This window comes from Flavobacterium sasangense DSM 21067 (assembly GCF_000686885.1).
Taxonomy (GTDB): domain Bacteria; phylum Bacteroidota; class Bacteroidia; order Flavobacteriales; family Flavobacteriaceae; genus Flavobacterium; species Flavobacterium sasangense.
On the sequence record NZ_JMLU01000003.1, the window covers coordinates 68,124 to 90,195 of the forward strand.

Here is a 22,072-nt window from a genome sequence, read left to right on the forward strand (position 1 = left end):
TTGTTTGTATTAATAAATAGTGCTTTATTAGTGCTATATCTATGCTATATCAGTGCTATATATTTAAATAAAATTATGAGTAACTATTTACAATAAATTGTTCATGGGAAAATTAAAAGGGATTATACAGTTAACTGGAAAATTTGATGGTTTATCATTTTATGAGATGAATGGTAAAATTGTGATACGGAAAACGGGTGGATTTGATGGCGAGAAAATTAAGAATAATGCTAATTATGCTCGTGTAAGAGAGAATAGTTCTGAATTTGCGCATTGTGCCAAAGTGGGAAAATATTTTAGACTAGCAATAGCTTCTTCTTTGCTACCGCTTCGAATACCCTATTTACATAACCAAGTGGTACGATTACTACAAGGGATATTAAAATGGGACACCCATAATGCAAGAGGACAACGAACTGTTAGCCATGGTTTACTTACTCCAGAAGGTAAGAAAGCTGTTTTAGATTTTGAGTTTGACCCATGTAAACCTTTTAGTCGTTTTTTTCCTTTTAAGATGGCTGTTGATTTTACAACTGGTACTTTTGAAGTTCTAGATTTTTGTAACTCTGCTTTAACCGCTCCTAAAAGTGCTGAACAAGTACAATTTCAATTGCATGTAGTAACTTTAGACTTTGACCGTTTTACGCCAGCTGAAACCCAAACAAGCGCAATTATTTTAACCAACTTACGTGATAGCACCGTATATAATTTAAACATATCGTTTACTCCTACTCTAGCCGATTCTCGAGTGAAATTGGCGTTATTAGAAGTTTGTTTTTTACAGGAAGTTAATGACCGTTTCGTAAAATTAAAAGGTGGGGGATTGAAAATTGTGGGAACATGTTAACATACATCTAACCTATTAAATTAATAGGTAAAAATGTTATTTAGTATTAATATGAAGTAACTTAAACTACTAAACATTTATAATGTTTTAACTTTCCTAATAATATTTTCAGTTTTAACCAAAAATAGATTTGAAAACATTACGATTGAAACAATAACATAAAATGTTTATTAAATATTATTCGTTTATAAATATGTGAAGTCTTAATAAATCTGTATCGATTTTTTTGACTAGACATGTAATTAAAGAATCATTTCATAAATAATTATTAAATAGTTGTAATTATCTCATTAAATTAATCAAAACATTCTAGAATTTCTTTTGCTTTTTGATTATAAGGATTATTTTGGTCTTTTGAGATTGTACTAAATTGTTGATAAGCTGCTTTCTCTTCATTAAGTTTTTTTAAGGTAAAACCTAATCGATAAACTGCATCATAATAAAAAGCACTTTCTTTTTTTTGAGTTATTTTAGTATAACCCTCTTTAGCCACTTTGAAGTTTTTTAATTCATAACCAATTACTGCATGAAAGTAGATAGCTGTATCATTTTGCGGTTTTTTTATTAGAATTTCTTCCGACACTCCAAATGCAGCTTTCATTTTATTGTCGCGGTAAAGCACCATTAGATTTTCAAAATTTGCATTTTCTGTTCCCATATAGTGAGGTAAACCTTCTTCTTTACTATAAAACTGGTCTATGGATTGGTTATGGGTTAAAGTGAAATGTATAAAATAGCCTAAAACAAAGCCTATAGGAAGCAATACGGCGGCATATTTTAGATAATTGATACTGTTGTTTGTTTTTTTAGTAGCGCGAGCTATTGTTTCTATTCTTTCTTCTGTTTTACTGAACGTATATTTTAAGACTTCATAATCCCAATTGTTTTTTTCTAACACCATTTTTGCTCCCAGTAAGGAATCGTCTATAGGATTCGTTTTTTTTAATATTTCCAAAATACGCATACGTTCCTGTGGGTCGAAATCATCTTCTAGTGATTGCAACAGCAGTTCTAAATTAATATTTTGGTTTTCTGTCATAGTATGTTTAAAACGATTCAATTATAAATTCTTCCCAAAAGTAATTTTTTTAGCTAATTACTCCATAAACGTATTCCATAAATTTTTTACTTTTTTCCTAACCATTGCTAAAAGATTCGCAATTGTTTTTTCAGATAAGTTGAATTGTTCTCCTATTTCTGCATTGGTGAACCCATCAATACTAAGACTGAGAATTTGTTTTTCTTTTTTGGGTAGGCAATTTAATAATTCTTTGAAATTGTCATTTGCAAGGTTTTGTTTCGCATTGTTAAAGCTAATTGTAGGGAGAAAACCTTTAATACCCTCTAAAATTCTAATTCTGTTTTTTTTTGTTTTAATAACATCTAGACTTTTGTTTTTTACCATTACCAAAAGTAATGCTTTGATGTTGATTTCTTCTTCTATAAATTTTTGTTGCCTTTTTGTAATAGGCATAGCAAATATTTTTTCAAAGCAATCAGCAACGATATCTTCGGCTTCTTGTTCACATTGCACGTACCGGTAGGCTACCAAATACAATTCGGGCAACCAATTTTTATAAAGGGTGCTTAAGGCCTGATTATCCCCTTTGCAAAATTGCTGGAGTGCAATAGAATGTATAGAAATCAAATGACTCAAAAAAAGGTGTATTTCGTTTTTATCTGGACACAAATATAAATTTTATCTTACTATTTTATACAGCTTTTGAATATTAATCCATTTGATTTTGAATCAAAATCACTCTAACGCAATGAGATTGCGTTTTGTTTTGTTTTCTTAAATATGTAAGTTGAAAATCTTGTAATTTGAAGCTTCCTTTTTCAATATACTTTTTAACTTATTGGCCCTGTTTTTAATTGTTCATCAATAGGCAGTGCATTTTTTTTTAAAATTTTCGGGAAGATTTTCCTTCTTAATCGTATTGAAATTAGAAGATTTTTAAGAAAAAACTCTGAGCGCAAGTCAGTTGCGTTGAGTGGTTGTAAAATTGCATACAAATATGGATATACGTGTCTTTATACGATTACATGATTTAATTACAACAAAAAAAACGGGTACACCGAAACAATTAGCTCAAAAATTAGAAATTTCAGAACGTAGTGTTAATTATTATATTGCTTTTATGAGGAACGAATTAAAAGCACCCATCATTTATGATCGAAAATTAGAAACCTATTTGTATGAAACGGATTGTAAACTTTGTTTTGTAAATTAATTTGATATCAATAAATAATCTTTTGCTCTCATTATGCAAGCCTGCTAATGTTTAAACATTTAAAAAAAATTATATGAAATATATTTTATTGGTATTAATCACATTAAACTCTTTTTCACAAGAGGTTGCAAGAAACACTATTTCGGTAGTGGGAAATTCAAATTTAACTTCTACAGGTTATTATGTTAGTCAAAGTGTAGGTCAGCTATCAACAATTGGTTTTTCTGAAATGTTTAACAAATGCATAGTTCAAGGATATCAGCAACCTACAGGCATGAAGATAATTGATGCAAGTATCGAAAAAGAAACTTTACAATTGTACCCTGTTCCTGTTGCTGATGAATTAAATTTACTTTTTTCATTGTCATTTGAAGGAAAATGTACAGTTGAACTTTTTGACAGATTAGGTCGATTAGTACTCCATAAAGAATGCACAATAAATGATTTTAAAACCAGTATTTCTCTATCTAACATAGCTACATCCACTTACTTAATTAAAATAACAAACAATACCAATGTATTTTATGAAACCATTATTAAAAAAGACTAACCTAGTTATTGCATACTTACTATTGTTTAGTATGAGTTCAAAAGCACAAGATCTATATTTTTCAACTGGATTGAATCTAACCTCTTATGTTTTTAAAAGCACGGATAATTTACCACTTGAACTTAATAGCAAATCCAGTCAATTTTATGAATTAGGCTATGTTTTTAAATTATTAGATAACAAATTGCATTATAGTGCTGGTTTAGCTATTAACGGTTTTGATGCCACAGCTGGTGATAGCGCCAATCATTATGAATGGGAAACCACTTATATGGGTTTAAATAACCAGTTGCAATATATTATTATTCCTTCAGAGAGAATGCCTTTTGAATTAAGTGCAGGTCTTCAAATGCAATTGATGCACATTATTAATGGAGAGCAAAAAATTAATGGAGAATTATTTGATTTAACCAAAGAAAAAGAATTTTCAGGAATTTGGATACAACCTGGGGCAGTTATTACCGCAAAATATTTTGTAAGTGATGACTGGCAATTAAGTTTAGGATACAACTATTCAACTGCAATTAATGTATCAAATAATACTGAAGAAAAATTAAAATTCAACAACCAACAAATTCGATTTGGAATCCATTTCAATATAAATTAATTAAAAAATGAAAAAGATACTAACAATATTAACATTATTTATAGCAACTCTTGGATTTGCACAAAATTCAGGAATTACTTATCAAGCTGTTATTTATGGTCCTAATGGACAACAATTACCAGGTGCAAATAACCAACAATACATTTTGGCAAATAAAACCATTTGTTTACGATTTAGTATTATAGACCACCAAACACAAACAGAATACCAAGAAACAATTGTTACCACAACAGACAAGTTTGGTATGGTTAATTTACTAATTGGTACAGGAACTCAAGTAAGTGGTTATGCAACTGGGTTTAATGGAATTTTATGGAATATAAATACAAAAAGTTTAAAAGTTGAATTAGATGCTAGTCAAAACTGCCAAAATTTTACACAAATAAGTAACAATGCATTTACGTATGTTCCTTTTGCTTATTATTCTGCAAATCCAGGTAATCCAGGTCCTCCAGGAGCTCAAGGCCCAATTGGATTAACAGGCGCAACTGGGCCACAAGGAATTCAAGGGGAACAAGGGCCGATTGGTTTAACGGGTCTACAAGGAACACCAGGTATAAATGGTACTAATGGAATTGACGGTGCGACTGGCCCACAAGGAATTCAAGGGGAACAAGGACCAATTGGTTTAACGGGTCTACAAGGAACACCAGGTATAAATGGTACTAATGGAATTGATGGTGCTACTGGCCCACAAGGGATTCAAGGAGAACAAGGTCCAATAGGATTAACAGGACCTCAAGGCCCACAAGGTATAGCAGGAACTAATGGAACGAACGGAGCAGATGGAGCAACTGGTCCAGCTGGCCCAATTGGATTAACAGGAGCAACTGGTCCTCAAGGAATTCAAGGAGAACAAGGTATAGCAGGAACTAATGGAATAAACGGTGCTGATGGCGTAACGGGTCCTGCTGGTCCTCAGGGTCCAATTGGATTAACAGGAGCGCAGGGACCACAAGGTATTGCAGGAACAAATGGAGCCAATGGTGCTGCTGGCGCAACTGGTCCAATAGGTCCAATAGGTTTAACTGGAGCTACAGGAACTAACGGAACCAATGGAAATACTGTTCTAAATGGAACAATTGCTCCAGGAGCTGGCCTAGGAGTTAATGGCGATTTTTATATTAACACCACAACCAAAACTATTTTTGGCCCTAAAGTTGCTGGAACGTGGCCAGCTACAGGTACTGCATTAGTTGGAGCTACAGGTCCTGCAGGTCCTACTGGCGCACAAGGTACTCAGGGAATACAAGGTGTTGCAGGAGCTACTGGACCACAAGGACCTGCTGGGTCTAACGCTTCTATTACTATGGGAACTATCAGTGGAACCTCTACTGCTAATGGAGCAACTCTTACAGCTGGAGTATTGAATTTAACACCTGCTGATGCAACTAACGGAGGAGTGATAACCAATGGCACCCAAACCATAGCAGGAGCCAAAACCTTTACAAATGCAGTAGCGGGAAATAACACGGCAACAGCAACTATAGCAGGCTTTGCCGCTAATATCAATGCACAAACAGGAGCTACTTATACTTTAACGGCTGCCGATAACGGAAAAATAATTATGTGCTCTAATGCATGTACCGTTACGGTGCCAGGCACTTTATTTGTAGGTTTTAATTGTTTTTTACTACAAGCTGGAACTGGACAAGTAACCATAGTTGGGGCTAGTGGGATAACAGTAAACAATAGAACAGCTTTTACCAAAACAGCTGGACAATATGCCATAGCAACAATTTTAGGATTAAACAACACTACATTTATTAGTAGTGGGGATATGTCTAATTAATTTAACTGCAAATATTATGCGTAACTATTTAGCTATTATAACACTTTTTTTAGTAACCCTTACACAGGCACAAATTATGTTGCCTGCTTACCAAGCTATTCAATACAAAAGAAATACACTACCTACAGTAATAACTAGTAATATTTGTTCAATATCTCCTATCACTGCTGGTTGTAGTAGTATTGTTTCTAATGATGGAGGAACAACAGTAACAGTTCGGGGAATTTGTTGGAGTAATACTACTGGGCCTACTATAGCTTTAGTAACAAAAACTACTGATGGTTCAGGAATAGGAAGTTTTTTAAGTTCTATAACAGGTTTGACTGTTGGAATTACCTATTATGTTAGAGCTTACGCTACCAATAATGTTGGTACTGCCTATGGAAATGAATTAACTTTTACTACTACAGCTCCACCACCTTTAGTAACTATTGGAACTCAAGTATGGTCTACCAAAAACCTAGATGTAACAACTTATAGAGATGGCACCCCTATTCCACAAGTAACTGATATAACTACTTGGGCAAACTTAACTACAGGTGCTTGGTGTTATTATAATAATGATCCAGCAAATGGACCAATTTATGGAAAATTATACAACAAGTATGCTGTTGCTGGAATATACGATACGGCCTCATTAAACAACCCATCGTTAAGAAAACAAATAGCTCCAATAGGATTTCATGTACCTACAGATTCCGAATGGAATACTTTATTAACCTTCCTAGGTGGAGGTGGATTTCAAACAGCAAATAAATTGAAACCCTGTGCATATTGGCTTTTTCCTGAATATAATACAAATAGCAGTGGTTTTACTGCTCTTGGGGCAGGTAAACTAAGTTATTTTGCTGGATTTTTGGGCTCTCTAAATAATAGTGCACATTTTTGGACTTCTACAAATCCTTCAACCTTTATTAGTATTAGTCCCGAACAAGGTAATGTACCTCTAGGTGCTATATTTTTTATTGATTGGACTGGAAGAGCTGAAATGTCAACAGAATATATTTTAAACGCTGTCTCTGTGCGATGCATAAAGAATTAAACTATTTTAAATAAAAAGAACAAAGTAAAAAGAACAAAGTAAAAAGTACTATGATAACTTAAATTTTACAAATAATAAAATTACCCCAACAGGTGTTTTTTTAGTGGGTATAGACACATGAGAAACCATTGGAAATGGTCGAAAAAAATTTGTTTTTAATGGGAATTCATTTAGAAAAGACTTGTTACACACCACCAATTAAATTAAATGATAAGTCCGTAAAATGGATTCTTTAAACCATAATAAGGGTATAGCCAAAAAACTTAATAGTAGGAAAAATAAAAATTATGGAACAAAAACAAAATCTGAGTACCTAGAAATTCTTTCTAATGTAAAAAAAGTCACAGATAAATTAATTGTTAAACTTAATGAATACGGTAATGGAAATACCGTATTAACTGAAGAATTAGCATCAGAAATTAGAAAAAAATTTAGAGATAGTAAAATTGATGAAATATTAAAGAAAGAATAACAATTATGACAACAGAAAAATTCAAACTGATATTTGTAAATACTTTTAACAATTACAACTGGAAAGTTGAGTTAAAAGAAGGTAAAATAGAAGACCATTGTTCAATGGAATTAAACACCTTAACACATCGAGCTGGCGATGATTTTCAATTGAATATTGTTACTAATGGAGAAGATTTTAGTAAACAAAATGACAGAATAGAAGATTTAATGGAAGAAGTACACATGTTCATGGGTACTAATCCTAATCAATATGAGGTGACGGTTGGAATAACAATTTCTATTAGAAAAATTTAGTTTAAGAGCATAAAAAATAGATAATAAGAGGGATGCCCTATGGTATCCTTTTGTGGTTTTTTCTTGATTTTTTTACTATACTTGTATACTTTTCTTTGTTATAATTTATGAGGTATTATTTTTTAGTTCTCTTATTCTTTTTTTCGTATTGTGTTGCTGGCCAATCTTCGCTCCAAAAAGCCCAATATTTTTTAGACCGCTCCGATTATCGGCATGCGGTTCCTTTGTATGAAAAAATAACAAATGAAGCGAAACTAAATCAAAACTTGGATTTGCAAGTCACTGCTCAAAACGGTCTTGCCGATTGTTATATAGATTTGGGCGCTACTTATAAAGCGATGGCTATTCTGAAACAGAATGTCATTTTATTAAACAAGGTAACCTCCAAAAATTACTTGCTGTTTGCAAAAACCCATCAGTTACTTGCTATTTGTTATGATAAGTTATATTTAACAGAAGATTATTTAGCGGAATGCCATACATTTTATCGCTATTATAAAAAAGCTGCACCAGAAAAAGAAATTTATAAGGCGCTTTATTATGCTTATTTAGGTAGGTATTATAATATGCGGTATTTAATTGATAAAGCCTATTACTACACTAGTAGAGCATTAAAAATTTATCACAAAAACAAGAAGGAGCATTTGATAGATGATTATATTTTTTATAATGCTCATATGTTTACTATTAGAAATTACAAAGAGAGCTTAGGAAATAGATTTAAATACTTAGATAGTCTTCAATATTTTATTTATAAACGATATCCCTACGATAATTTAAAAAAATCTAGATTATTTGTATCTGTTGCCGCTTTAAATTTAGATTTGGCAAGTAATAATCTTTTTAATACTGATAAAATAGATTATAAAACAGGTAACTTTAATGCGAATAAAGCTATAGCCTTATATTCGAAAGGAATAGCTATTAACAATAAATTAGCTGGTTATTATTATGAGCCGTCTTCACACTTAAACTCCTTGAGGGGCTTGATGTATTTTTATAAGAAAGATTATGCCAAAGCTCTTGAAAATTATGATGAAGGCATTAAAAGATTAATAATTCCAAGTGATTTAGAGAAAAGTAATTATAACAATAATGCTGCATTACTTGGTTTACTTAATTGGAAAGCTTGGTGTTTAGATGAAATGTATATTCAAAAAAAAGACACCAAATTGTTATACGAGATAGAAAAAACTTTGCTATTAGCTGAAAAAATTTGGCAAGAATATACTAATAATAGTATCAAAAACATTAAGCAATATCATACTAACATTTATTATAATTCTCCACACAATAATTTAGTTAAAATTTATTATAAATTAGTTTTAGCTACAGGAAATAGAAAGTTCATAGATTTATATTACGAATATGATCAGAAATCTAAATACACCGCATTATTAGAAACATTATACAAAGAAAAAGAAAAAAATAATTCATTAAAAAATAATTTTACTAGCAATGCCATATATATAAGTTTAGAAAACTTATTTTTAAATATAAATGATAAGATTCCTCAGGATCTTTCCAAGAAGCAATTTGAAAAAGAAGCTAAAAAAGAATTAACTCTTTACACTGAAAACAACCTAAATTTATTTAAAAAAAATATTCTGTCATTAACTGAAGTTCAAAACAAACTTAATGAAAATGAAATTATTCTAAGCTACAACTTTACTGGTAATCAAAACAATTATCGAGTTCTGGTCTTTATGATTTCTAAATATCGAACTAAGATAATGGCACTTAATAACGAAAATGATTTGCAAGTTGATAATACTAAAGTCGGTAATATATTAGAAAATCTTCAACAAAATTTGATTTCAGAATATAAAAGTGCCGCTTATAATTATTATTATGATTATTTTAAACCTATTGAAAAGTATTTTCCCAAATCAACTACACATATTCAAATTATTCCAAACGCTAATATTGCCAATCTCCCCTTTGATATTTTATTAAGCGAGAAGAATGCATCGAATGATTTTAATCAGTTGCCTTATTTAGCAAAAAAATATGAGTTTAGTTATGGGCTATCTTCTTCTATTTCCGATATTGTTGATCAAAACACTACAAAATCGAATATTTTTTCTGTTTTTAGCCCTAGTTTTCATACTAAAGATTTGGCTAAATTATCAAAAACAAATAAGGAGTCTAAAGTAATTGCAAATTCTTTTAACGCAAAATTATTTCAAGGAACAGAGGCAACCAAAAAGGCATTTTTAAACCAAATAAAAAACAACAGAATGGTTGCTTTATTATCGCATGGAAATGCTTCTGATGATGAACTTGAATCGAATAAAGGAATTTATTTGTCGGATGGTTTTTTGAGTATGAATGAAGTGTACAATTTAAAAGCTAATTGCGATTTTCTTCTTTTAGGGGCTTGTGAAACCGGAGTTGGCTATAAATCAAGAGAAGGGAATATCAATTTAGCGAGAGCTTTTACTGCTATTGGGGTTAAAAGCATGATGCTGGCTTCTTGGAAAATAGATGAGAAAAGTTCCTTACAAATAATCAGTTTGTTTTTAAAGTATTTAGATGCAGGATATACTAAGTCTGCAGCGCTACAAAAAGCAAAGTTTGACTATTTGGCAACAGCATCTCCGAGAATGGCTAATCCGTTGTATTGGGCTGGGTTAAACATTACAGGCAATAATGAAACGATTCGATTGCAACAACGTAATTATTGGTGGTGGGGTTTTGGAGCAATTTCTGTTTTTATAGGAGTTATGCTTATTACATACTATAAATTCTACTCAAAAAAATAATTATAATGAGTTCTTTATTTCAAAAACACATCATATCCAAAACGAATTAACGCTAATCCTACCACAATTAAAAAGAAGATTCGAATAAATCCGTTGCCTTTAGAAATAGCTAATCTTGCGCCCAACCAAGAACCGGCAACATTACAAATTGCCATTGGAATAGCAATCGTCCAAATGATTTTTCCTTTCAAAACAAACAAGGTAATGGAACCAAAGTTAGTAGCCAAGTTGACTAGTTTTGCATAGATATTGGCTTGCAAAAAATCGAAACCTAGTATGGCTATAAACGCCATAATTAATAAACTTCCTGTTCCAGGACCAATAAAACCATCATAAAAACCTAAAAAAACACAAATTATACTTCCGTAAATATAGGTTTGCTTGGTGGTTAATTTATCTATTTGAAATTGACCAAAATCTTTTTTGAAATAAGTATAAAGTAATAACAAAATCAAAATCACAAAAAGTAAAGGTTTCATGAAATCGTTTTGCATTACGTTAAGTAAACTCGAGCCTAAATAAGCAAAACCGAAAGAAACAATTGCCATGACAAAAAACAACTTCCAATTGACTTTTGCTGATTTTAAATACTGATAAGCTGCCATACTTGTACCACTAAAACCTGGAATTTTAAGCGTTCCAATAATTGAAGCTACGGATATATTTGGTAATAAAATTAAGGCTGCAGGAGTTTGAATTAATCCACCACCACCCACAATAGCATCGATAAAACCGGCTATGAAGGATGCTATGCAGAGAAAAATGATGATGTAGGTTTCCATTTTAAAATATCAAGTTCAAGGGCAAAATCAAGTACAAAAATCAAATTCAATTCCAAATACAAAAATAGGAACACGGATTGGAGAAATTGGATAAATTTTGACAATTATTTTTACAATCAAAAATCATTTGCGCAAGAGATTCCTCACGGAATGACAAAGTTTGTGTATTTTTTTCTTTTATGGACTTTTTAAAGAAATTAACATCAACTTAAAACTTATATACCTTATATGTTTAAATTAGAAGCTGAAACGAGTTCAGCTTGACAAAGTGGTAGTTATTTTGGGAAAATAAAAAATCCAAATTCCTTTTTGTTCAGAATTTGGATTTTCATTATTCTAATTTAAAACTATACCCTTACAATATTAGCTCCGATAGCTCTTAATCTTTCGTCAATGCGTTCGTAACCTCTATCGATTTGTTCGATATTTTGAATGGTTGACGTTCCTTTTGCAGTTAAAGCAGCAATTAATAAAGAGATTCCAGCTCTAATATCTGGCGAACTCATTGTTGTTGCTTTCAATTGGGATTGGAAATTATGTCCCATAACCACCGCTCTGTGTGGGTCGCATAACATAATTTTCGCTCCCATGTCGATTAATTTATCCACGAAGAACAAACGGCTTTCAAACATTTTTTGATGAATTAACACGTCGCCTTTTGCTTGCGTACAAACCACTAAAACGATGCTTAATAAATCTGGTGTAAATCCTGGCCATGGTGCATCTGAAACCGTTAATATAGAACCGTCGATATCGGTTTTAATTTCGTAACCCTCTTTATGAGCTGGAATGTAGATATCATCACCTTTTCTTTCTAAGGTGATTCCTAATTTTCTGAATACATTTGGAATTTGACCTAAGTTCTCCCAACTTACATTTTTAATCGTAATCTCACTTCTTGTCATAGCCGCAAGACCAATCCAAGAACCGATTTCAACCATATCAGGTAAAATTCGGTGTTCGCAACCACCTAAGCTTTCAACTCCTTCAATCGTTAATAAGTTAGATCCTACGCCTGAGATTTTAGCTCCCATAGAATTCAACATTTTACACAATTGTTGTAAATAAGGCTCACAAGCAGCGTTATAAATAGTTGTTGTTCCTTCTGCTAAAACAGCAGCCATTACAATATTAGCCGTTCCTGTTACAGAAGCTTCGTCTAACAACATGTATGCTCCTTGCAATCTTCCATCGATTTCCACTCCGTAGAAATGGTCTTCTCTTTCATATCTAAATTTAGCACCCAAGTTAATAAAACCTTCAAAGTGCGTATCTAAACGACGACGACCAATTTTATCGCCTCCTGGTTTTGGTATATACCCACAACCAAAACGCGCTAATAAAGGTCCTACAATCATAATGGAACCTCTTAAACTTCCACCTTCTTTCTTGAAAGCTTCGGTTTTTAAGTAATTTACATTTACCTCATCGGCTTGAAAGGTGTAATCACCAGATCCATTTTTTTGAATTTTAACTCCTAAATTACCCAAAAGTGTAATTAATTTGTTAACATCTATAATATCTGGAATATTAGTTACTCTAACTTTTTCAGAAGTTAATAAAACAGGACATAACACTTGTAATGCTTCATTTTTTGCTCCTTGAGGTGTTATATCTCCTTTTAATGCTATTCCTCCTTCTATTTTAAATGTTCCCATGTAACTGCCTATTTTTTAAATGTATTTTTATTTTGATTGTTTTTGTTCAAATGTCCTTTGTTATTGTTGTTTTTCTTAATGATTCCAACTTTACTAGGACCAAATTGCGTTTTATTCGAAACTTTCTTATTCACTTTCATTAAATCATGTGTATTCGAAAGTTCTTCGTTTGATTTCGAAAGATTTAATTTTCCACCTGAAAGTTCTAATAAATGTTCAAAAATTACCTCATCCGTAACCGTATCTTTATTCCAACTCAAATAACTTTTTTTCATGTGATTGGCAATCACTAACACTAAAGCATTCTTTAAATCGCTTTCTTCCCAGCTGTTTGCCACATCAATCATGTATTTAATGTTGTTTCCGTAAAAACGGTATTTTGGAAAATTTTGAGGATATTTTAAACGTTCTGGTTTCTGAGTTAAAATATCTTTTGATGGAATTGGATAAGGCGAATCTACATCCAATTTAAAATCAGACATAATAAACAACTGATCCCACAATTTATGTTGAAAATCTAAAACGTCTCTCAAGTGCGGATTTAAAGAACCCATCACAGAAATAATGTATTTTGCTGCTTTGTTACGTTCTTCTCGATCTTCAATTTCAGTAGCTTGATCGATTAATTTCTGCAAATGTCTTCCGTATTCTGGAATAATCAAATGCGGACGTTCTGAATTATATTCTAAGTAACTTACTTCTTCTTGCATGTTTTTTTATAATGAAATGATGCCTTCAATATCCGAAACTTCAATGTATTTATCAATCACACTCTGAGCACTTGCCATAGTTACACTAATAGAAATACTGGTAAATTTACCTGTTTTAGATTGTTGCGTAGTAATAACAGCTCCCATATCATTAAAAGCAGCTTCTACTTTTGCTATACTATGCACATCAGACGGCATAATAAATTTATACAAATACTCTGAAGGCCAAAGCGTTGAGTTTGTTAATTCTTCTTTTAATCTTGCGTAAAAATCTTCTGTTTTCTTATCCATCATCATTTCGTATTGGAAAAGCAAATATACTTTTTTATGTTCAGAATTGTAATGTAGTAACTTATAAATTTTTAAGTTGATTAGATTTTTAAAAAAACTTACTTTTGCGCCTTAGTATTTCCAATATGAATAAAGAAATTGTGGTTTTAATTGGTGGTCCAAGCTCTGGAAAAACCACCTTAATCGATGCATTAAAAGAAAAAGGACACACTTGTTATCCTGAGGTTTCGCGCGAAGTTATTCGTGAAGCACAAGAACAAGGTATTGAACAATTGTTCTTAGAGAAACCCCTTTTATTCAGTGAATTACTGTTGGAAGGCAGAAAAAGACAATTCAAAGAAGCTCTAAAAGAAGAAGCAAATATCGTTTTTTTAGACCGAGGCATTCCAGATGTTTTGGCGTATATGCATTATATTGGTGATTCGTACCCTGCATTTTTTGATAAAGCATGTCAAGACCACAAATATTCAGCGATTTTTGTTTTACCACCTTGGGAAGAAATTTATGTTAGTGATGCCGAACGATATGAAAACTACGAGCAAGCGGTTTTAATTCACGAACATTTGATGGAAACTTATAAAAAATACGGCTATTCGATTACAGAAGTTCCAAAAGACACGGTTGAAAATCGTGTGGATTTTATTATGAAACATCTTGTTAAATAATTTTTTTCGTAATTTAGTGTTTCTAAAAGCCAATTTACATGTCGGAAGCCTTACAAATTCTTCAAAAATACTGGAAACACGATAGTTTTAGAGCACCTCAAGAAGAAATCATTCAATCGGTTTTAAGTGGAAATGATACGTTTGCACTTTTGCCCACTGGAGGAGGAAAATCGGTATGCTTTCAGATTCCGGCAATGATGTTAAATGGAATTTGTTTAGTGATTTCGCCTTTGATTGCCTTGATGAAAGACCAAGTTCAGAATTTACAAAGCAAAAACATCAAAGCGATTGCTTTAACTGGTGGCGTTTCGCAAGACGACATTATTGATATTTTAGACAATAGCCAATTTGGAAATTACAAATTTTTATATCTTTCTCCCGAACGTTTACAACATGATTGGATTGTGGAACGTTTGAAACAATTACCCATCAACTTGATTGCTATTGACGAAGCGCATTGTGTGAGCCAATGGGGACATGATTTTAGACCGGCGTATTTGAAGATTTCAGCTTTAAAAACGCATTTTCCTACTACTCCTTTTTTAGCTTTGACGGCCACTGCCAATAAGAGAGTTCAAGAAGACATTTGCACCCATTTGGCTTTAGTTAATCCAAAAGTATTTACAAAGTCATTTACTCGAGAAAACTTAGCGTATCATGTGATTAAAACCGAAGATAAACTTTTCAAAATACAGCAGATTTTAACAAAAAATCCGCAAACTTCGATTATTTATGTTCGTAATCGAAAATCTTGTGTTGAAACTTCACAACAATTGAAGCAATTGGGATTTTCGTCAACCATTTATCACGGCGGATTACTTGCAAAAGAGAAAGAGAAAAACATGCAATCGTGGTTAGAGAATAAATCACAAGTCATGGTAGCCACCAATGCTTTTGGAATGGGAATTGACAAACCCGATGTAAAAACCGTAATTCATATTCAACTTCCAGAAAACCTTGAAAATTACTATCAAGAAGCAGGAAGAGCCGGACGAAATCGTGAAAAAGCCTTTGGGATTATCGTTACGAATCCTTCTGATATTGGGTACACTAAGACTCAATTTATTGATGTTTTACCGGATAAAAAATTCGTAAAAGACGTTTATATCAAACTGAACAATTACTTTCAAATTACTTATGGTGAAGGTTATAATGAAAGTTTTGCTTTTAATTTGAATCAGTTTTGTGCGCATTATCATTTTCCAGTAATTAAAGCTTTTAATAGTTTGCAGTTTTTGGACCGACAAGGAATCATTACTTTTCAAAGTGAATCCACAGAAAAAATAAGTTTACAATTTATCATTCCGAGCAAAGAAGTGATTCGTTACATCAGTTTGCATCCGCACGACGAACCTGTTATTACCACGATTTTAAGAACCTATTCTGGAATTTTTGATGTAGAAACTACGATTAATCCACATTTGGTGGCCAAAAAAGCAAACACATCAGAAAAACATGTGGAAGAAGTAATTGATAAACTAGCAGAAAGTCAGTGTATCATTTTACATGCGAAAAACAATGATAGTTCCATCACTTTTAACGAAGCTCGCGAAGATGATTTAACTATTAATCGTGTTGCAAAATTTTTAGAACATCAAAACAAATTGAAGGAAGAGCAATTTCAAAGCGTGGTGAACTATATTACAAACGAAGATACTTGTAAAAACAGAATGCTTTTGGCTTATTTTGATGAAATTTCAAAGGAAGACTGTGGCATTTGTTCGTATTGTACTGCTAAAAAAAAAGTCAATCCAGTTGAAATAACGCAATCGGTACTTAAATTATTAGAAAAAAGTCCTTTAAATTCAAGAGAAATTGAAAACCAACTGCACATTTCTTCAGAAGCGACTATCTTTGCGATTCAATTATTACTAGAGAATAAGCGAATCAAAATCAATTCAAACAATCAATATTACCTTATATAATGGAAAAATTAAGAATTGTATTCATGGGAACGCCCGATTTTGCCGTTGGGATTCTAGATACTATTTACAAAAACAACTATAATATTGTAGGTGTTATCACTGCTCCCGACAAACCAGCAGGTCGTGGACAAAAAGTAAGCATGAGTGCCGTTAAAGAATATGCCTTGGAAAAAAACTTACGCATATTACAACCGACCAATTTAAAATCGGAAGCATTTTTAGCCGAACTAAAAAGTTTGGATGCCAATTTACAAGTAGTGGTTGCCTTTAGAATGTTGCCTGAAGTAGTTTGGAAAATGCCAAAATTAGGAACATTTAATCTTCATGCTTCTTTGTTACCAGAATATCGTGGTGCGGCACCTATTAATTGGGCTATTATTAATGGTGAAACTAAAACAGGCGTTACATCCTTCTTTATTGATGATAAAATTGATACCGGTGCGATGATTTTGAGTAAAGAAACTGAAATCGGTACCAACGAAACTGCTGGTGAATTACATGATCGTTTGATGCATTTAGGAAGCGAAACGGTTTTAGAAACACTACAGTTAATTGAAGCTGGAAAAGCAACTACTACTTTACAAGAAAGTAATCCGGATGTTAAAACGGCTTATAAACTAAATAAAGAGAATTGCAAAATTGATTGGACCCAATCAGGAATGACGATTTTTAACTTAATAAGAGGATTATCGCCTTACCCAGCCGCTTGGACTTATATTAAAGACGGCGAAAACGAATGGAATGTAAAAATTTATTTAGCAAGTTTTGAAGAAAAAGAACATTCACAAACTATCGGAAAGATTACAACTACTAAAAAAGAGATTTTTATTGCTACAAAAGATGGTCTTTTAAAAATCGAAAGTTTACAATTTCCAGGAAAGAAAAGGATGTTGGCTCATGAATTATTAAACGGGGTTAAGTTATCTGAAAATGCGATAGCGCTCTAAGCCCTGAAAACACTATATTTGAGCGTGAAATTCAAAAAAACAAACAATGTTATTAACATTTAGTCTATTTTATTAACATTTTAGTCGAAAAATAGCACGAATACTTGCGTAGTTCAACAATACCGCTAAATTTGTGATAAATAATTAAGTTTAACCAATTATAAATAACTTTAATCATGAACAAATCAGAATTAATCGATGCAATGGCAGCTTCTGCTGGTATTACAAAAGCAGCTGCTAAATTAGCTTTAGAATCATTTTTAAGCAATGTTGAAGGAACTTTAAACAAAGGTGGAAGAGTATCTTTAGTAGGTTTCGGATCTTGGTCAGTATCTAAAAGAGCTGCTAGAGACGGAAGAAATCCACAAACTGGTAAAACTATCAAAATTGCTGCTAAAAACGTAGTAAAATTCAAAGCTGGTGCTGAATTAGAAGGTGCAGTAAACAAATAATATTTTTGTTACATAAAATAAGAGAGTCCCGATGTATTTCGGGACTTTTTTTTGCACTTTATCGATATTTTTTTGATTCTTTACTTTTTTTTTGATAACTTTAGTTAATTAACTACAGAAATATGATATCAACTTTACCCAAAAAAGGTCATCTGCTAATTGCGGAACCTTCGATTTTAGGCGATGTTTCTTTTAATCGCTCTGTGGTCCTATTGGCAGAACATAACGATGAAGGTTCGATTGGGTTTATTCTAAATAAACCATTGAACTACACAATCAATGATTTGATTCCTGAAATTGAAGCTTCTTTTAAAATATATAATGGTGGACCTGTTGAACAGGATAATTTATATTTTATTCACAATATTCCAGAAATCATTCCTAATAGCGTAGAAATTTCAAATGGAATTTATTGGGGAGGTGACTTTGAAACTACCAAGCAACTCATAAATGATGGTAAAATCACCAAAAATCATATTCGTTTTTTCTTGGGTTATAGTGGTTGGAGTGTAAACCAACTAGAAATGGAGATGCAAGAAAACTCATGGATTGTTGCTGAAAACACGTTAAAAAACAAATTACTTTCAAAAGCAAGCAACTTGTTTTGGAAAGAAAAGATTATTGAACAAGGTGGGGAATATGTCCTATTTTCAAACTCACCAGAAAACCCAATGCTTAACTAAGTCGGATTTTTGCATTCAATCTTTTTAATACATCTGAAGCAAATTCAGTTGTGTATTCTTTTTTGCGATATTTTGTTACAGGTTGAATTCCAGAAATTACGTTGGTTAAAAATAGCTCATCTGCCTTTTGTAAATCGAAAGGAGAAATTGAAGTTTCTTTAACTTCGATTCCTTCTATTTTTTTCAAAATTTCAAGTATTTGTTTACGCATGATTCCATTTAAACATCCATCGGAAACAGGAGGAGTTACCACAACATTACCTGTTTTCATAAACAAGTTACTTTGCAAAGCCTCCACTACATTTTTTTCATCATTTAAAACCAAGCAGTTATCATAACCATTTTCTTCGGCAAAAATACTTCCTGTAATTTGAAGCATTTTATTATTAGTTTTTAAGGTCGAAAGTAATTGTTTAGTTATATAAAAGTCCTTATACAACTCGACTTCATAATATTCTTTTCCAAAAACATATAAATCTGAATTTAAAGGAAAAGCGGTAACTAAAAATTGAACACTTCTAGTTTTTGGTAAATAAAAACCCTCAGAATCTCTGTAAATAGAAAAACGTACACGATACGAATTAGAATCTGAAAAAGTAGTAATTAGATTTAAAATTTGAGATTCAAAATATTCCATAGTAAAATTCATGGGAATTTCCATACGACAAATACGCATAGAAGCCATCAATCTAAAATAGTGATCTTCCAGAAACAATACTTTGTTATCCAACATTTTAATTGTTTCAAAAACACTATCTCCAAATAAAAAACCTCTATTGTTTTCAATCAAAATTGAACTGTTTTCCTGAATATTTCCGTTAAAATTTACCATAAAAAATCCCGACTTTAAATCGGGACAAATATAGTTGATATTATTGAGTTTTTAAACGGAACCTAAAACATGTTTTAAGTCTGAAATTTGATTTTCCCACAATAATTTAGATTCTTCTAATTCATCAGAATGAGCAAAATCTGAAATTACAATAGAAACATCTTTGGTGATTTCATCTTCCATGATTTTCATTTCAAAAAAGTAGTCAGTTTCAGTACCATCTTCGTTTAACCATTTAAATTTAATACGCTCTCCTGATTTTTTAGAAGCTAATTTTGCCTTTTCTTCAGAATCATCCCAAATAAAAGTAAAAAATTCACCTCTAGAATTTACATTATCAGCAAACCATTCAGATAATCCAGAAGGTGTAGAAATATATTGATATAATAATTGTGGCGAAGATTGTATGGGGAATTCTAATTCGTATTTTACTTTTACACTCATAATTCGTTTTTATTTTTCAGTTTCGAAATATATATAGAATTAATCGAATAAACAAAAAAAAATATTTTAATTTATTTTAGCTAAAAAATATTTGCAAACAAAAGAATTAGTTTTATATTTGCACCCGCATTCAACAAGGATGCAAGACCAACATTTGGCGAGGTAGCTCAGTTGGTTAGAGCGCAGGATTCATAACCCTGAGGTCACGGGTTCAACTCCCGTCTTCGCTACGAAAACCCGAAATTTTACTCTATTGTAAATTTCGGGTTTTGTTTTTTTAACCTAATCCGTTGATAATGAAATTAAAATCATTTTATATTATACTTTTCATACTTACTAGCGCCTTTGGGTTTTCCCAATTAAAAACTATAACCAATAAAACAACATATCCATTTTGGATTAATGTACCTGATAAAGAAAGTACTGAAAAACAACCCGTTTTGATTTTTCTTCACGGAAAAAGTCTTTCTGGAACTAATTTAAATCGCGTGAGACGTTATGGCGTTTTACGAGCAATGGATAAAGGAAGAAAAATTCCAGCAATTGTAGTTGCACCACAATTAGCTAAAGGAAGTTGGAATCCAGATAAAGTTTTAGAAGTTTTAGAATATGTTAAAAAAAACTACAATGTAGACGAATCTCGAATTTATGTTTGTGGGATGAGTTTAGGTGGTTATGGCACTTTACATTTTGCAGGAAAACATGCGGATAAAATCACCGCTGCCGTTGCTATTTGTGGCGGTGGAAATGTTAAAGATGGTTGCAAATTAGCTACTATTCCACTATGGATTCAACATGGTGATGTAGATTACATAGTTCCTATGTCGGAATCAAAAAAAGTGGTTGATGCCATAAAAAAATGCGATGAAAATGCTGATGTTACTTTAACCATCATTAAAGGTGGAAATCACGGTAATGTAGAACGTCTCTTTCACGAAGACGCGATGTATGATTGGTTATTTCAACAGAAAAGAGAGTAATACATTTCTTTCTCTTATCTTTGCCGAATGAGTATCACATTATTATCTTCCCCTTTACAAGGATTTACCGATTTTAGATTTAGAAACGCATTTCACAAACACTTTGGTGGCATAGACACTTTCTATTCGCCTTATATTAAACTGAATGGAAAATTGGTGGTTAAAGGTTCTTACGAACGTGATATTCTTCCTGAAAATAATGATACTTTAGAAGTTATTCCACAGATAATTACCAATGATGCTGAGGAGTTTTTATTCGTTGCAAAATACATTCAACAATTTGGGTATAAAGAATTGAATTGGAACTTAGGTTGTCCGTATCCTATGGTAGCCAAGTGTGGAATGGGATCAGGATTAATTAGTAACACATCTCAAATTGAACATATTTTAAAACGAGTTCACAATGAAACCGATATTATTGTTTCGATGAAAATGCGAATGGGTTATGAAAATCCAACCGAAATTTTAGATGTTTTCCCAATTTTAGAACAATATCCGATTAAAAATATCGCAATTCATGCCCGAATTGGTAAACAATTGTACAAAGGTGGTGTCGATTTAGATTCGTTTCAGAAATGTTTAGACACTTCCAAACAGAAGATTTACTATAATGGCGATATTACTTCGGTTGCGAAATTCAAAGAACTACAAGAACGTTTTCCTTCAATTGATCATTGGATGATTGGCAGAGGTTTAATTGCCGATCCTTTTTTGCCTTCGATGATTAAAAATAACACTACTGAATATCCAAAAAATAGATTCGAAATTTTTGAAGCTTTTCATGATGAGATTTATCAACAATATGATGCGTATTTACAAGGTCCAACGCCTATTCGCATGAAAATGTTAGGCTTTTGGGAATACTTTTCAGAATCATTTTCAAATCCACAAAAGACATATAAAAAAATTAAAAAAGCAGGAAATAGTAAAAACTATGAAGCTGCTGTTAAAGAGATTTTTAAAAACGGGTAAATAAAAACTCGTAAGACAAATACAATCAATTCATTACCAGTTATTAAAAAAATAATACCACTTATTACTTCACTCCTATTTAATAAATAGATTTTCCTAACATTTGTTCGATAAATAAAAGCCAAA

Annotated in this window: 24 protein-coding genes and 1 tRNA gene; 17 read left to right on the plus strand and 8 right to left on the minus strand. The window is 32.0% G+C overall.

Going from position 1 to position 22,072, the window contains the following annotated elements; translation table 11 throughout:
- The first annotated feature begins 103 nt into the window (after positions 1–103).
- Complete coding sequence (locus tag BP92_RS0103560; protein WP_026724784.1) at positions 104–847, plus strand: hypothetical protein; 744 nt, start codon at positions 104–106, stop codon at positions 845–847.
- A 295-nt stretch (positions 848–1,142) separates the two neighbouring features.
- On the opposite strand, the gene BP92_RS0103565 is transcribed toward BP92_RS0103560, so the two are convergent.
- Both BP92_RS0103565 and BP92_RS0103570 read right to left on the minus strand, forming a co-directional pair.
- On the minus strand, positions 1,143–1,886 hold the full coding sequence (locus BP92_RS0103565) for a tetratricopeptide repeat protein (protein ID WP_026724785.1): 744 nt from the start codon (positions 1,884–1,886) through the stop codon (positions 1,143–1,145).
- Positions 1,887–1,943: 57 nt separating this feature from the next.
- The gene (locus BP92_RS0103570) at positions 1,944–2,537 is read right to left on the minus strand and encodes an RNA polymerase sigma factor (protein ID WP_084329640.1); all 594 of its coding nucleotides are present in this window, start codon (positions 2,535–2,537) and stop codon (positions 1,944–1,946) included.
- 328 nt (positions 2,538–2,865) lie between these two features.
- Between BP92_RS0103570 and BP92_RS15740 the strand changes: the two genes are divergently transcribed.
- From BP92_RS15740 to BP92_RS0103610, 8 genes are all read left to right on the plus strand, one after another.
- Positions 2,866–3,081, plus strand: coding sequence for an HTH domain-containing protein (locus BP92_RS15740; protein WP_051604377.1), 216 nt, complete (start codon positions 2,866–2,868; stop codon positions 3,079–3,081).
- A gap of 73 nt (positions 3,082–3,154) precedes the next feature.
- Positions 3,155–3,631 (plus strand): T9SS type A sorting domain-containing protein, encoded by a 477-nt coding sequence (locus BP92_RS0103580; protein WP_026724787.1) that lies wholly within the window; start codon positions 3,155–3,157, stop codon positions 3,629–3,631.
- Positions 3,606–4,238, plus strand: coding sequence for an outer membrane beta-barrel protein (locus BP92_RS0103585; protein WP_160169114.1), 633 nt, complete (start codon positions 3,606–3,608; stop codon positions 4,236–4,238). The genes BP92_RS0103580 and BP92_RS0103585 overlap by 26 nt, the downstream gene beginning before the upstream one ends.
- A gap of 7 nt (positions 4,239–4,245) precedes the next feature.
- Positions 4,246–6,030 carry a collagen-like domain-containing protein gene (locus BP92_RS16650; RefSeq protein ID WP_051604378.1) on the plus strand — a complete coding sequence of 595 codons (1,785 nt, stop codon included), beginning with the start codon at positions 4,246–4,248 and terminating at the stop codon, positions 6,028–6,030.
- 16 nt (positions 6,031–6,046) lie between these two features.
- A complete protein-coding gene (locus tag BP92_RS16655) occupies positions 6,047–7,072 on the plus strand; it encodes a fibrobacter succinogenes major paralogous domain-containing protein (RefSeq protein ID WP_084329644.1) in 1,026 nt (341 codons plus the stop codon).
- A 223-nt stretch (positions 7,073–7,295) separates the two neighbouring features.
- On the plus strand, positions 7,296–7,544 hold the full coding sequence (locus BP92_RS0103600) for a hypothetical protein (protein ID WP_026724789.1): 249 nt from the start codon (positions 7,296–7,298) through the stop codon (positions 7,542–7,544).
- Positions 7,545–7,549: 5 nt separating this feature from the next.
- The gene (locus BP92_RS0103605) at positions 7,550–7,840 is read left to right on the plus strand and encodes a hypothetical protein (protein WP_026724790.1); all 291 of its coding nucleotides are present in this window, start codon (positions 7,550–7,552) and stop codon (positions 7,838–7,840) included.
- A gap of 107 nt (positions 7,841–7,947) precedes the next feature.
- Positions 7,948–10,605, plus strand: a complete 2,658-nt coding sequence (locus tag BP92_RS0103610) for a CHAT domain-containing protein (RefSeq protein WP_026724791.1) — start codon at positions 7,948–7,950, stop codon at positions 10,603–10,605.
- Positions 10,606–10,619: 14 nt separating this feature from the next.
- Here the strand turns inward: BP92_RS0103610 and BP92_RS0103615 are convergent, their stop codons facing one another.
- From BP92_RS0103615 to BP92_RS0103630, 4 genes are all read right to left on the minus strand, one after another.
- The gene (locus tag BP92_RS0103615) at positions 10,620–11,387 is read right to left on the minus strand and encodes a sulfite exporter TauE/SafE family protein (protein ID WP_026724792.1); all 768 of its coding nucleotides are present in this window, start codon (positions 11,385–11,387) and stop codon (positions 10,620–10,622) included.
- A 347-nt stretch (positions 11,388–11,734) separates the two neighbouring features.
- A complete protein-coding gene (gene murA / locus BP92_RS0103620; protein WP_026724793.1) occupies positions 11,735–13,045 on the minus strand; it encodes a UDP-N-acetylglucosamine 1-carboxyvinyltransferase in 1,311 nt (436 codons plus the stop codon).
- Between the two features lie 8 nt (positions 13,046–13,053).
- The gene (locus tag BP92_RS0103625; RefSeq protein WP_026724794.1) at positions 13,054–13,755 is read right to left on the minus strand and encodes a DUF4290 domain-containing protein; all 702 of its coding nucleotides are present in this window, start codon (positions 13,753–13,755) and stop codon (positions 13,054–13,056) included.
- 6 nt (positions 13,756–13,761) lie between these two features.
- Complete coding sequence (locus tag BP92_RS0103630) at positions 13,762–14,046, minus strand: DUF493 family protein (RefSeq protein ID WP_026724795.1); 285 nt, start codon at positions 14,044–14,046, stop codon at positions 13,762–13,764.
- Between the two features lie 125 nt (positions 14,047–14,171).
- Between BP92_RS0103630 and BP92_RS0103635 the strand changes: the two genes are divergently transcribed.
- From BP92_RS0103635 to BP92_RS0103655, 5 genes are all read left to right on the plus strand, one after another.
- Positions 14,172–14,711: an AAA family ATPase gene (locus BP92_RS0103635; protein ID WP_026724796.1), complete on the plus strand. Its 540-nt coding sequence runs from the start codon at positions 14,172–14,174 to the stop codon at positions 14,709–14,711.
- Between the two features lie 38 nt (positions 14,712–14,749).
- On the plus strand, positions 14,750–16,636 hold the full coding sequence (locus tag BP92_RS0103640) for a RecQ family ATP-dependent DNA helicase (protein ID WP_026724797.1): 1,887 nt from the start codon (positions 14,750–14,752) through the stop codon (positions 16,634–16,636).
- Positions 16,636–17,583, plus strand: a complete 948-nt coding sequence (gene fmt, locus BP92_RS0103645; protein ID WP_026724798.1) for a methionyl-tRNA formyltransferase — start codon at positions 16,636–16,638, stop codon at positions 17,581–17,583. Before BP92_RS0103640 ends, fmt begins: the two co-directional genes overlap by 1 nt.
- A gap of 176 nt (positions 17,584–17,759) precedes the next feature.
- Positions 17,760–18,035 (plus strand): HU family DNA-binding protein, encoded by a 276-nt coding sequence (locus BP92_RS0103650; protein WP_008256752.1) that lies wholly within the window; start codon positions 17,760–17,762, stop codon positions 18,033–18,035.
- 122 nt (positions 18,036–18,157) lie between these two features.
- Positions 18,158–18,718 (plus strand): YqgE/AlgH family protein, encoded by a 561-nt coding sequence (locus BP92_RS0103655; RefSeq protein WP_026724799.1) that lies wholly within the window; start codon positions 18,158–18,160, stop codon positions 18,716–18,718.
- Here the strand turns inward: BP92_RS0103655 and BP92_RS0103660 are convergent.
- Positions 18,711–19,550, minus strand: coding sequence for an aminotransferase class IV (locus BP92_RS0103660; RefSeq protein WP_026724800.1), 840 nt, complete (start codon positions 19,548–19,550; stop codon positions 18,711–18,713). The genes BP92_RS0103655 and BP92_RS0103660 overlap by 8 nt on opposite strands.
- Before the next feature lie 51 nt (positions 19,551–19,601).
- Positions 19,602–19,994 (minus strand): START-like domain-containing protein, encoded by a 393-nt coding sequence (locus tag BP92_RS0103665; protein WP_026724801.1) that lies wholly within the window; start codon positions 19,992–19,994, stop codon positions 19,602–19,604.
- 156 nt (positions 19,995–20,150) lie between these two features.
- Here BP92_RS0103665 and BP92_RS0103670 point away from each other — a divergent pair.
- The 3 genes from BP92_RS0103670 (at position 20,151) to BP92_RS0103680 (ending at position 21,946) form a co-directional block, all read left to right on the plus strand.
- Positions 20,151–20,224, plus strand: a tRNA-Met gene (locus BP92_RS0103670).
- 66 nt (positions 20,225–20,290) lie between these two features.
- Positions 20,291–20,974, plus strand: a complete 684-nt coding sequence (locus tag BP92_RS0103675) for a carboxylesterase family protein (RefSeq protein WP_026724802.1) — start codon at positions 20,291–20,293, stop codon at positions 20,972–20,974.
- A gap of 27 nt (positions 20,975–21,001) precedes the next feature.
- Positions 21,002–21,946: a tRNA dihydrouridine synthase gene (locus tag BP92_RS0103680; protein WP_026724803.1), complete on the plus strand. Its 945-nt coding sequence runs from the start codon at positions 21,002–21,004 to the stop codon at positions 21,944–21,946.
- Positions 21,947–22,072: the final 126 nt, after the last annotated feature.